This is a genomic window from Pseudomonas sp., from assembly GCF_049300855.1.
Lineage (GTDB): Bacteria > Pseudomonadota > Gammaproteobacteria > Pseudomonadales > Pseudomonadaceae > Aquipseudomonas.
The window spans coordinates 331,101-343,731 of record NZ_JBAQKH010000029.1; the positions used below are offsets into that span (position 1 = coordinate 331,101).

The 12,631-nt window shown below is 61.6% G+C and carries 7 protein-coding genes; 6 read left to right on the top strand and 1 reads right to left on the bottom strand.

The features are described 5' to 3' along the window. The first annotated feature begins 2 nt into the window (after positions 1 to 2). The 6 genes from WA225_RS16610 to WA225_RS16635 all read left to right on the top strand — a co-directional run bounded on the left by WA225_RS16610 (position 3) and on the right by WA225_RS16635 (position 12,286). Positions 3 to 1,373, top strand: coding sequence for a TolC family outer membrane protein (locus WA225_RS16610; protein WP_422608740.1), 1,371 nt, complete (start codon positions 3 to 5; stop codon positions 1,371 to 1,373). A gap of 299 nt (positions 1,374 to 1,672) precedes the next feature. Further along, a complete protein-coding gene (locus WA225_RS16615) occupies positions 1,673 to 4,624 on the top strand; it encodes an autotransporter domain-containing protein (protein ID WP_422608741.1) in 2,952 nt (983 codons plus the stop codon). A 171-nt stretch (positions 4,625 to 4,795) separates the two neighbouring features. Continuing rightward, positions 4,796 to 7,873 carry an autotransporter domain-containing protein gene (locus tag WA225_RS16620; protein ID WP_422608742.1) on the top strand — a complete coding sequence of 1,026 codons (3,078 nt, stop codon included), beginning with the start codon at positions 4,796 to 4,798 and terminating at the stop codon, positions 7,871 to 7,873. 58 nt (positions 7,874 to 7,931) lie between these two features. After that, positions 7,932 to 9,620, top strand: a complete 1,689-nt coding sequence (locus WA225_RS16625; protein WP_422608743.1) for a polyurethanase — start codon at positions 7,932 to 7,934, stop codon at positions 9,618 to 9,620. A gap of 197 nt (positions 9,621 to 9,817) precedes the next feature. Then, positions 9,818 to 11,671 (top strand): polyurethanase, encoded by a 1,854-nt coding sequence (locus WA225_RS16630; RefSeq protein WP_422608744.1) that lies wholly within the window; start codon positions 9,818 to 9,820, stop codon positions 11,669 to 11,671. A 240-nt stretch (positions 11,672 to 11,911) separates the two neighbouring features. Continuing rightward, on the top strand, positions 11,912 to 12,286 hold the full coding sequence (locus tag WA225_RS16635) for a hypothetical protein (protein WP_422608745.1): 375 nt from the start codon (positions 11,912 to 11,914) through the stop codon (positions 12,284 to 12,286). A gap of 50 nt (positions 12,287 to 12,336) precedes the next feature. Here the strand turns inward: WA225_RS16635 and WA225_RS16640 are convergent, their stop codons facing one another. Beyond that, positions 12,337 to 12,561 (bottom strand): YgdI/YgdR family lipoprotein, encoded by a 225-nt coding sequence (locus WA225_RS16640; RefSeq protein ID WP_064118029.1) that lies wholly within the window; start codon positions 12,559 to 12,561, stop codon positions 12,337 to 12,339. Between the last annotated feature and the right edge of the window lie 70 nt (positions 12,562 to 12,631).

Genomic DNA, 12,631 nt, shown 5'->3' on the forward strand with positions numbered 1-12,631 from the left:
GGATGTTCGGCTGTATGAATAAGCTTTCGATGCTGGCGGCAGCGTTCGCGCTGCTGGCGGGCAACAGTGCAATGGCGGCGATGGGGCCGTTCGAGATTTACGAACAAGCGTTGCGCAATGACCCGGTGTTCCTTGGCGCGATCAAGGAACGCGATGCCGGCCTGGAAAACCGCGCGATTGGCCGTGCCGGCCTACTGCCGCGCATCGGTTACACCTACAACAAAGGGCGCAACACGTCCAAAGCCACGTCGCTCGATGAGCGCGCGCGCAACCGTACCGATGATCGCAACTACAGCAGTTACGGCTCGGCGCTGACCCTGCAGCAACCGTTGCTCGATTACGAGGCCTATGCCGCGTATCGCAAAGGTGTCGCGCAGTCGCTGTTTGCCGACGAGAACTTTCGTGGCAAGAGCCAGGAGTTGCTGGTCCGCGTGCTGGACAACTACACCAAGGCATTGTTTGCCCAGGACCAGATCGACATCGCCCAGGCGAAGAAGAAGGCCTACGAGCAGCAGTTCCAGCAAAACGAGCACATGTTCAAGCAGGGCGAGGGCACGCGCACCGACATTCTCGAGGCTGAGTCGCGCTATGAGCTGGCGACTGCCGAAGAGATCGAGGCGCGCAACGAGCAGGATGCCGCGCTGCGGGAACTGGGCGCACTGGTCGGCACGCCGGCGGTGAATATCGGCGATCTGGTGCCGCTGGATCAGAACTTCCAGACGTTCACGCTGCAGCCGACCAACTACGACACCTGGCACGAAATAGCGGTCAGCAATAACCCGAATCTGGCCTCGCAACGCCAGGCCGTGGAGGTCGCCCGCTATGAAGTGGAGCGCAACCGCGCCGGGCATCTGCCGAAGGTCAGCGCGTATGCGTCGATGCGCCAGAACGAGTCGGAAAGTGGCAACACGTACAACCAGCGCTACGAGACCAACACCATTGGTTTTGAAGTCAGCGTGCCGTTGTATGCCGGTGGCGGGGTGTCGGCTTCGACGCGTCAGGCCAGTCGCACCATGGAGCAGGCCGAATACGAACTGGATGGCAAAACGCGCGAGACGCTGATTGAACTGCGGCGGCAGTTCAGTGCCTGTTTGTCGGGGGTGAGCAAACTGCGCGCTTATCAAAAAGCGCTGAGCTCGGCTGAAGCGCTGGTGGTGTCGACCAGGCAGAGCATTCTCGGCGGTGAGCGGACCAATCTGGACGCCTTGAACGCTGAACAACAACTGTTCACCACACGCCGCGATCTGGCGCAGGCGCGGTACGACTATTTGATGGCCTGGACGAAATTGCATTACTACGCCGGGACCTTGAACGAGCAGGATCTGGCGCGGGTGGACGAGGCTTTTGTGGTCGCTCACCAGCCCTCACCCTAACCCTCTCCCGGAGGGAGAGGGGACCGATCCGGGGATATTGCAGCAGTACACCGACCTGAACGAGCGGCACCGAATCCAAGATCGACGGGGCATTCCAGGTCGATGAATGACGCAAGACACCTCGGTCATTGCCCGGGGAATGTGCTCTACCAAATCGACAATCGACGCTTTTTCCCAGGTCGATGCATGACGCAAGACACCTCGGTCGGCTCCCTCTTCCTCGGGGAGAGGGCTGGGGTGAGGGGAACAGGCAACACCGCAGAAGAACCTGCATAAAACAATAAAAGTGAGTGGTGAACATGGACGTACGCATCAAGCCGATTTCGGTCGGCACCCTGCTGCTTGTGATTTCTGCAACCCAGGCGCAGGCCCAATACCTCGAAGCCGGCAAACCCGGCGATCCGGCCAGTTGGCGCAGCGCCGAGTTCCTGCGTGACTGGGGCCTGGGCCGCATGCAGGCCGAACAAGCCTACGCCGCCGGCATCACCGGCCAAGGGGTGAAAATCGGCGCGCTCGACTCCGGTTTCGATGCCGCCCACCCCGAGTTCGCCTCGGCTCGCTATCACCCGGTACTGGCCAGCGGCAGCTACATCGATGGTTCTTTGTTCAGCGTCGACGGCACCCTCAATCCCAATAACGATTCCCACGGTACTCACGTCGTCGGCACCATGGGCGCGTCTCGCGACGGCACCGGCATGCACGGCGTGGCGTACAACGCGCAGATCTACGTGGGCAACACCAACAAGAACGACAGCTTCCTGTTCGGCCCGAATCCCGACCCGCGCTATTTCAAAGCGGTGTACGACGCCCTCGCCGATGCCGGCGTGCGCGCGATCAACAACAGTTGGGGCAGTCAGCCGCCAGATGTCAGCTACCGGACACTGGCCGATCTGCACGCCGCTTACGCCCAGCACTGGAACAAAGGCACCTGGCTCGATGCCGCCGCCGATGTGTCCCGGCGCGGCGTGATCAACGTGTTCAGCGCCGGCAACAGCGGCTACCCGAATGCCAGCGTGCGCTCGGCATTGCCGTACTTTCAGCCCGACCTCGAAGGTCACTGGCTGGCGGTCTCGGGCCTCGATCAGAGCAATCAGCAAAAGTACAACCAGTGCGGCCTCGCCAAATACTGGTGCATCACCACGCCGGGGGCGAAGATCGACAGCACCATTCCCGGTGGCGGTTACGCGATCAAGTCTGGCACCTCGATGTCTGCACCGCATGCAACCGGGGCACTGGCGCTGGTGATGGAACGCTACCCGTACCTGAACAATCAGCAGGCCCTCGACGTGCTGCTGACCACCGCGACGCAACTGGATGGCTCGGCGACCGATGCGCCCACCGAGCGGGTTGGCTGGGGCGTGGCCAATCTGAACCGGGCGATGCGCGGGCCGGGACAGTTACTCGGGGCGTTCGATGCCCGTCTGGCGGCCGGGCAGAGCGATGTCTGGAGCAACGACATCTCTGACAGGGCACTGATCCAGCGGCACAGCGAAGACCTCGCCGAACAAGCGGCCTGGCAGCAAACCCTGCAAGACAAGGGCTGGCAGAACGGCGTTGCGGCGGACGCCAGCCAACAGGATCAGACCGATTACGCGGTCGGCAGCGCCCGTGATGCGGCGGCAGCAGCGCGGGTCTATCAAGGCAGCCTGATTAAATCCGGCGGCGGACATTTGACCCTGACCGGTGACAACACGTACCGCGGCCCGACCACGGTCAATGGCGGCTTGCTGACGGTGAACGGTGCGCTGAGCTCAAGTGTCACCGTCAACGACAGCGGCACACTCGGCGGTTCCGGGCGGATCGGCGCGTTGACCGCCAACAGCGGTGGCCGCGTTGCGCCGGGCAATTCCATCGGCACGTTGAACGTGGCCGGTGACGTCACTTTCGCGCCGGGTTCGACTTACGCGGTGGAGCTGTCACCGACCAGCAGCGACCGTATCGTTGCCGGCGGCACAGCCAACATCAGCGGCGCCACCGTCAGCCTGTCGCTGGAAAACAGTCCGACTTTGCTCAGCACTGCCCAGACGCAAAGCCTGCTCGGTCGCCAGTACGACATCCTGCAAGCGGCCGGTGGCATTCAGGGTCGGTTCGGCGCGGTGCTGCCGAACTATCTGTTCATTGGCGGTAGCCTCGACTACGCCGCCAACGGTATTCAACTCGACATCGAACGCAACGCGACAACCTTCGCCAGCGTCGGCCAGACGCCGAATCAACGCTCGGTCGCAGTTGCCGTCGAAGGCTTGGGCGCGGGCAATTCGGTGTACGAAAGCCTGTTGCTGTCGCCTGACGCCGCTTCTGCCCAACACGCCTTCCAGCAACTGAGCGGCGAGATCTACCCGGCGTTGAGTTCGATGCTGATCAATGACAGCCGTCAATTGCGCGACGCGGTGGGCGAACGTCTGCACGACACCAACGCGGCGCCAGGCAATGGCTGGGTCAAGGCCCTCGGCGCTTGGGGCAACACCGATTCAAGCCATGACACGGCGGGCTACAACACCTCCATCGGCGGTCTGCTGGCCGGTGTCGATGGCGCGCTGGACGAGCAGACGCGCATCGGTGTGGTCACCGGTTACAGCGACAGTTCATTGAGCATGGGTTCGGGCACGCACTCATCGGCCAAGGTCGACAGTTATCACCTCGGCGCCTATGCCGGTCACGAAATCGGCGCCTGGCGCTTGAGCACCGGCGCGGCCTACAGCTGGCATCGCGCTGATGTGAAACGCGATTTGCAGTACGGCGACGTCAGCGCCAAACAGAAAGCCAAGGTAGACGCGACGACGACTCAGGTGTTCGGTGAGGCCGCGTATCGACTGCACCTGCAACCGCTGGCACTGGAGCCGTTTGCCAATCTGGCCTATGTGCACCTCAACACCGAAGGTCTGACCGAGAAGGGTGACGGCGCCGCGCTGAAAAGCTCCGGTGATCAGCGTGACGCGGTGTTGAGCACCCTCGGTGTGCGAGCGATCAAGAGCTTCAATCTTTCGCCCCAGCAATCACTCGACGTGAGTGGTCACCTCGGCTGGCAACACAGCCTGAGCGACATCGATTCCGAGCAGCATCTGCGCTTTGCCAGCGGTGGCACGCCGTACGCGGTGGAGAGCTCCGCGCTGGTGCGCGATGCGGCGCTGGTTGGCGTGCAGGCCAGCCTGGCCTTGAGCAAAGACGTACGGGTGAACCTTGATTACAACGGACAACTGGCCAATCGCGAGAAGCTTCATGGCGTTGGCTTGAGCCTTAACTGGCAGTTTTAACCCCACGCTCTGCGTCCGATCGTTCCCACGCTCTGCGTGGGAATGCCTCTAGGGACGCTCTGCGTCCAGTGACGCGGAGCGTCACGGGCTGCATTCCCACGCGGAGCGTGGGAACGATCATAAGAGCTGAAGAGACGGATTTTTCGCAACATCACTAAGGAAGGTCGCTGGATGAATAACAACAATACCCCCGCGCAAACGGGTGGCCGCTTTGCCCTCAAAACCCTCACGCTCGCCGTGCTCTGTGCCATCGGCACGGCACACGCTGCGCCGTACGTGGAAAACGGTCGTACGGGCGATCCGTCGAGTTGGCGCAGCAGCGAATTCAAGGCCGATTGGGGCCTGGGCGCGATCGGCGCGGATTACGCCTACGCCGCCGGTTATTCGGGCAAAGGCGTCAAACTCGGCATCTTCGACCAACCGGTCTATGCCGCGCACCCGGAGTTCTCCGGCAGCAACAAGGTGGTGACGCTGGTCACCAGCGGTATTCGCGAATACACCGACCCGTACATCCCGGTCAAAGCCGGCGATGCGTTCCGCTATGACGGTTCGCCCTCGGTCGGCTCCGACGGCAAACTCGGCGCCCACGGCACCCACGTCGGCGGTATCGCCGCCGGCAGCCGCGACGGCGGCGTGATGCACGGCGTGGCGTTCGGCGCGCAGATCATCAGCGCCGACAACGGCGACCCGGGCCCGGAAGACGGCATCGTTCGGGGTAACGATGGCGCGGTGTACAAGGCCGGTTGGGATGCCCTGATCGCCAGCGGCGCGCGGATCATCAATAACAGCTGGGGCATCGGCATCACCGACCGTTTCGACCTCGGTGGCCGCGATCCGGCGTACCCGCATTTCACCGTCAATGACGCGCAGTTGCAGTTCAACGAGATCCGCACACTGCTCGGCACTAAACCCGGCGGCGCTTACGACGGCGCAATTGCCGCCGCACGCAGCGGCATCGTCACGATCTTCGCCGCCGGCAACGATTACAACCTCAACAACCCGGACGCCATCGCCGGCCTCGGCTACTTCGTCCCGGACATCGCGCCGAACTGGATCACCGTCGCCGCGTTGCAGCAGAACCCGGACCTGGCCAGCGCCAACCCGTACATCATGAGTACGTTCTCTTCGCGCTGCGGCTACACCGCGAGTTTCTGTGTTTCGGCACCGGGCACGAAAATTTTCAGCTCGATCATCGAAGGCACCAACGCCGACAACCTGACCACCGGCTACAAGAATTACAACGGCACCTCGATGGCCGCGCCGCACGTCGCCGGCTCCATGGCGGTGCTGATGGAGCGCTTCCCGTACATGACCGGTGATCAAGTCGCCACGGTACTGCGCACCACCGCCACCGACCTCGGCGCGCCGGGCATCGACGCCTTGTACGGCTGGGGCATGATCAACCTGCGCAAAGGCATCGACGGCCCATCGATGTTTGTCACCGAGCAGGACATTCCGGCGGAATTCCGCATCGATGGCGCTTACGGTTCCGGCCAGTTCGTTGCCGATTTGCCGGGCATCGGCGCGATCATCGATCAGGGCAAACCGACCGAGCGCGTGTGCAATGACATCACCTGCGGCCTCGACACCTGGCGCAATGACATTTCCGGTCACGGCGGGTTGACCAAGCAAGGTATCGGCACGTTGGTGCTGACCGGCAACAACACTTACAGCGGCCCGACCCTGGTCAATCAGGGGCGCCTGGCCATCAATGGTTCGCTGCAATCGGCGGTGACGGTGAATGACGGCGGTATTCTCGGCGGCAACGGCCACATCGGCGCGCTGTCGGTGAAAAGCGGCGGTACGGTCGCACCCGGCAACTCGATCGGTACGCTGAACGTGGCTGGCGACGTGACGTTTGCACCGGGTTCGACCTACGCCGTAGAGCTGTCGCCCACCAGCAGCGATCAAATTATCGCTACTGGCAAAGCCGTGATTGAAGGCGCCACGGTGAGCATGTCGCTGGAAAACAGCCCGACGTTGCTGACCACCAACGAGGTGCAAAGCCTGCTCGGCACGCGCTACAACATCCTGCAAGCGGCCGGCGGTATCGAAGGGCGCTTCGGTCAGGTGCTGCCGGATTACGCCTTCCTCGGCGGTACGCTGGCGTACTCGGCGGATGGCATCCAGTTGGCGGTCGGGCGTAACGATGCCTCGTTCGCCAGTGTCGGCCTGACACCGAACCAGCGTGCGGTCGGTGCGGCGACTGAACGTCTAGGCGCCGGCAATGCGCTGTTCGAAACCCTGTTGCTGTCGCCGAATGCGGCGTCGGCGCAGCAAGCCTTTCAGCAACTGTCCGGCGAAATCCACCCGGCCATTGGCACGATGCTGATCAACGACAGCCGTTACCTGCGCGAAGCCGTCGGCGAGCGTCTGCGCGAGCGTGATCTGTTCAACGCTGGCGCACCGACCGACGACCGCAGCAACGCCTGGGTCAAGGTCCTGGGTTCGTGGGGCAAGAGCGATGGCGGGCATGACAATGCCGATTCCAACAGCTCCATCGGTGGCCTGTTGGCCGGTGTCGACGGTTTGATCGCTGAAGATACCCGTCTCGGTTTCGTTACCGGTTATAGCGACAGCTCATTGAGCATGGGCAGCGGCACGCATTCGTCGACGTCGGTCGACAGTTACCATTTGGGTGCGTACCTGGGGCATCAGATCGATGCACTGCGCCTGACCGTCGGTGGTGCTTACAGCTGGCATCGCGTTGACGTCAAACGTGACCTGCAGTTCGGGGACGTCAGCGGTAAACAAAAGACCAAGCACGATGCCGCAACCACTCAAGTGTTCACTGAAGCCGCTTATGATCTGGGTCTGCAACCGATGAACCTGGAGCCGTTCGCCAATCTGGCTTACGTGCACCTGAACACTGAAAGCTTCACCGAAAAAGGTGATGCTGCAGCGTTGAAGGGCGGTGAGGACAATCGCGATGTGGTGCTGTCGACCCTCGGCGTGCGTGCCAAGCGTTCGTTCGCCTTGTCGGATCAGCATCAACTGGAACTGGGCGCGAGCCTCGGCTGGCAGCACAACCTGAGCAGTGTCGACGCGGACAGCCATCTGGCGTTTGCCAACGGCAACAGCGCGTTCACCGTGCAGAGCGTGTCGATGGATCGCGACGCCGCAGTGGTCGGTGTGCGCGCAGGTCTGGCGCTCAATCGCGATGTGCGGGTGAACCTGGATTACAACGGACTGATCGGCTCGAACGAGAAGGACCACGGCGTGGGTCTGACCCTCGACTGGCAGTTCTAAGGCGTGCTGGCAGCTCTGCAAAGAGCTGCCAGACATTTGAAGGAAGAGAGAGCACAACATGGGACTGTTCGATTATAAAAATGCCGATGGCAAAGCGTTGTACAGCGATGCCATCGCACTGACGTTGTATGCCTACACGCCGACCGGCAAACCGTTGCCGGCCACCGCTTGGGCGCCGGTCACAGCCACTGCGCTGGGTTATCAGGGCAAGGTCGGGCCGCAGGGCACGTTCTTTGGTGAGAAGGACGGCTTCACCAGCGCCGAGGCGGAAGTACTCGGCAAATACGATGCTGCCGGCAAACTGATCGGCATCGGCGTGGCCTTTCGTGGCACCGGCGGGCTGGGTTACAGCGACACCTTCGGCGACCTGAAAAACAACTTGCTGGCCGCCATCGGGCCGTCGGACTACGCAAGCAATTACGCGAAAAATGCCTTCGACAATCTGCTCAAGGCTGTCGCCGCGTTTGCCATCGCCAATGGCATCGCCGCCAAGGACGTGCTGATCAGCGGCCACAGCCTTGGCGGGCTCGGCGTCAACAGCGTGGCCGAATTGAGCGCGAACAACTGGGGTGGCTTCTTCAAGGACGCCAATTACATTGCCTTCGCCTCGCCAACCCAGAGCAGCACCGGCAACAACGTGCTCAACATCGGTTACGAGAACGACCCGGTGTTCCGCGTGCTCGACGGCACCACGTTCAGCACTGCCTCGATGGGCAAACACGACAAGCCACACGATTCGACCACCGACAACATCGTCAACTTCAACGACAACTACGCGTCCACCGCGCAGAACCTCGTGCCGTTCAGCATCATCAACCCGCTGAGCTGGTCGGCCCACGGCTCGCTGGGGTATGCCGATGGCTTGAATCGGGTGATCGATTCGAAGTTCTACAACCTGACGCATAAAGACTCGACGATCATCGTCTCCAACCTCGAAGAAGCGTCCCGTGGCAAGACCTGGGTCGAGGACCTGGGCCGCAGCGGCGAGCCGCACACCGGCAGCACGTTCATCATCGGCACGCAGAGCAACGACTGGCTCAAGGGCGGCGCGGGCAACGACTTCCTCGAAGGCCTGGGCGGCGATGACCGTTTTCGTGATGACGGCGGCTACAACATCCTGCTCGGTGGCCAGGGCCACAACACTTTCGAACTGCAGAAACCGTTGCAAAACTTCAGCTTCGCCAACGACGGTGACGGCACGCTGTACGTGCGCGACGCCTACGGCGGCATCAGCATGACCCGCGACATCGGCGCGCTGGTGAGCAAGGAGTCGGGTTCGTGGTGGGGCAGCAAGGAAATCACCTGGGGCGTAACGACCAAGGGTTTGACCAATGGCAGCGAGCTGACTCAGTACAACCACTCGCTCAGCGGCGATGGCTACGGCAATGCGCTGCACGCGACGGCCGACGGTGACTGGCTGTTCGGTCTCGGTGGCGACGACAAACTGATCAGCGACAAGGGCCATGTGACCTTTGTTGGCGGTGCCGGCAACGACGTGATGACGGCGGTGGGTGGCAACAACACCTTCCTGTTCAGCGGCGCGTTCGGTTTCGATGCCATCAACGGTTATCAGGGCAGCGACAAACTGGTGTTCATGGGCGTCGAAGGCGCGGGGCAGGGCTACGACTACAAGCAACACGCGGCGCAGACCGGCAACGACACCGTGCTGAAGATTGGCGACTATGCCGTGACCCTGATCGGGGTGGGAGTGGCTAACCTGTCGGACTCCAGTTTCATGTTCGCGTAGATCCAATGTGGGAGCGAGCTTGCTCGCGAAGAGGGTGTATCAGTCAGCATTTTTGTAGCTGACACACCGCTTTCGCGAGCAAGCTCGCTCCCACAGTTAAAAGCAGTAAGTAGTACTGAAATGCTCCGGGGCGTCCCCGTGGGGCGCCCTGGCTGTGAGCTATCTCTAACAATTCCAACAAGAGAGAGGCAATAGCAATGGGTGTGTATGACTACAAGAACTTCGGCACAGCCGATTCCAAGGCGTTGTTCAGCGATGCCATGGCGATCACGCTGTATTCCTATCACAACCTTGATAACGGCTTTGCGGCCGGTTATCAGCACAACGGTTTCGGCGTCGGCCTGCCGGCCACGCTGGTCACGGCGCTGCTCGGCGGCACTGATTCGCAAGGGGTGATTCCTGGCATTCCGTGGAACCCCGACTCGGAAAAACTCGCCCTCGACGCCGTGAAAAAGGCCGGGTGGACGCCCATCACCGCCTCGCAATTGGGCTACGACGGCAAGACCGACGCGCGCGGCACCTTCTTCGGCGAGAAGGCCGGCTACACCACCGCGCAAGTGGAAATCCTCGGCAAGTACGACGCCCAAGGCCATCTAACCGAACTCGGCGTTGCCTTTCGCGGCACCAGCGGCCCGCGGGAAAACCTGATCCTCGACTCCATCGGCGACGTCATCAACGACCTGCTCGCCGCCTTCGGTCCCAAGGATTACGCCAAGAACTACGTCGGTGAAGCGTTCGGCAATCTGCTCAATGACGTGGTGGCGTTTGCCAAGGCCAACGGCCTCACTGGCAAAGATGTGCTGGTCAGCGGCCACAGTCTCGGCGGCCTGGCGGTCAACAGCATGGCCGACCTGAGCGGCGGCAAGTGGGGCGGGTTCTTCAGCGATTCCAACTACATCGCTTACGCCTCGCCGACCCAGAGCAGCACCGACAAGGTGCTCAACGTCGGCTACGAAAACGATCCGGTGTTCCGCGCCCTCGACGGCTCGACCTTCACCGGCGCCTCGATCGGCGTGCACGATGCGCCCAAGGCCTCGGCCACCGACAACATCGTCAGCTTCAACGATCACTACGCCTCGACCGCGTGGAATCTGCTGCCGTACTCGATTCTCAACATTCCCACCTGGATCTCGCATTTGCCGACCGCGTATGGCGAGGGCATGAACCGGGTGATCGACTCAAAATTCTACGACCTGACCAGCCGCGACTCGACGATCATTGTCGCCAACCTCTCGGATCCGGCGCGGGCCAACACCTGGGTGCAGGACCTCAACCGCAACGCTGAAACCCACAAGGGCAGCACGTTCATCATTGGCAGTGACGCCAATGACCTGATCCAGGGCGGTAGCGGCAACGATTATCTGGAAGGTCGCGCCGGCAACGACACCTTCCGCGACGGCGGCGGCTACAACGTCATCCTTGGCGGGCAGGGCAGCAACACCCTCGATCTGCAAAGCGCGGTGAAGAACTTCGACTTTGCCAACGACGGCGCCGGCAATCTGTACATCCGCGACGCCAATGGCGGGATCAGCATCACCCGCGACATCGGCAGCATCGTCACCAAGGAATCGGGGTTTCTCTGGGGCTTGTTCAAGGACGATGTGACCCACAGCGTCACGGCCAGCGGTTTGAAGGTCGGCAATAACGTCACGGCGTATGAGTCGAGCGTGAAGGGCAGCAGTGGCGCCGATACGCTCAAGGCGCATGCCAGTGGTGATTGGCTGTTCGGGCTGGACGGCAACGATCACCTGATCGGTGGCGCGGGCAATGACGTGTTTGTCGGCGGCGCCGGCAATGACCTGATGGAGTCGGGTGGCGGGGCGGATACGTTCCTGTTTAACGGCGCGTTCGGGCAGGATCGGGTGGTTGGTTTCACGTCCAATGACAAACTGGTATTTCTTGGCGTGCAGGGTGTTTTGCCGGCGGAAGACTTCCGCGCCCATGCTGCGACCGTTGGGCAGGACACGGTGCTGACGTTTGGCAACGATTCGGTGACGTTGGTCGGGGTGTCGCTGAATAGCCTGAGTGCTGACGGTGTGGTGATCGCCTGATGTTGATGGGGCGCCTTTAAGGGCCCCTTCGCGAGCAAGCTCGCTCCCACAGGGGATTTGTGAACGACACAGATCCAGTGTGGGAGCGAGCCTGCTCGTGAAGAACGATAACTCGGTTTCAAAAGTGACTCGATGGCCACGACCTGACTCAAAACCCTGCGAAACAGGAATTGCGGCCTAAAGCCAGCACGTGCACACACGTTCTATCGCTAGTCGCCATCGAGTACAGGAGATTCAAACGTGAAAGGTTTCAAGGGGTTTATCGGCATCGTCGGACTGGCGCTGTGTTCGGCCAACGTCTGGGCCGATCTGCCTCAAAGCTCGATTCTGAGCCGTTACGGCATCAGCCCCGATCAACTGCCGAGCCCGGCCAAAACCGAAATGGCAGAGCCGGTCGAAGAGAAAAGCCTGTTTCAGATCCAGCCTGAACAGCCGTTCGTGACGATTCGCCTGGGTGATGGCAAGCAACCGCAAACCACCGGCAATCTGAGTATCGACCGCATGGCCCAACAAGACCTGGAGCGCTGCCAGCGTTTGCAGGGTGAAGTGGTCAAGCGGGGCGGCACGTACATGCCTTGCGACGGCAGCCTCCCGGGCCTGCCAGCCTTCGAATAACACTCAACTCATGCGCGTTCCCATCCAACGTGGGAGCGCGCGAACAAAACCTAGTCTTCCTTGCGCACGGTGGCCACTTCATCGGCGCGCACTTTCACCTTGGCGCCGGAAATATCCTCGAACTCATAAAAACCGTCCTTGGTTTTGGTTTTCGGCATGTCCTTGGTCAGGTACTGCGTGCCGTTTTGCAGGGTGACCACGGTCTGCGTCGAGCAGCCGCCCAATACCAGCAGCGCGGCAACCGCCAAAGGAATGCCCAATGTCTTGATGTTCATAGCCACCTCTTGATCCTCATTCCATGTGATACCGAGCATTGTCGGTCTTCTAACGCGGTTGGTGCCATCG

Excerpts from the sequence above, each read along its gene's own strand:
- WA225_RS16620 (WP_422608742.1), top strand. The coding sequence starts at position 4,796 with ATGAATAACAACAATACCCCCGCGCAAACGGGTGGCCGCTTTGCCCTC.
- WA225_RS16640 (WP_064118029.1), bottom strand. The coding sequence starts at position 12,561 with ATGAACATCAAGACATTGGGCATTCCTTTGGCGGTTGCCGCGCTGCTG.
- WA225_RS16625 (WP_422608743.1), top strand. The coding sequence starts at position 7,932 with ATGGGACTGTTCGATTATAAAAATGCCGATGGCAAAGCGTTGTACAGC.
- WA225_RS16610 (WP_422608740.1), top strand. The coding sequence starts at position 3 with ATGTTCGGCTGTATGAATAAGCTTTCGATGCTGGCGGCAGCGTTCGCG.
- WA225_RS16615 (WP_422608741.1), top strand. The coding sequence starts at position 1,673 with ATGGACGTACGCATCAAGCCGATTTCGGTCGGCACCCTGCTGCTTGTG.
- WA225_RS16630 (WP_422608744.1), top strand. The coding sequence starts at position 9,818 with ATGGGTGTGTATGACTACAAGAACTTCGGCACAGCCGATTCCAAGGCG.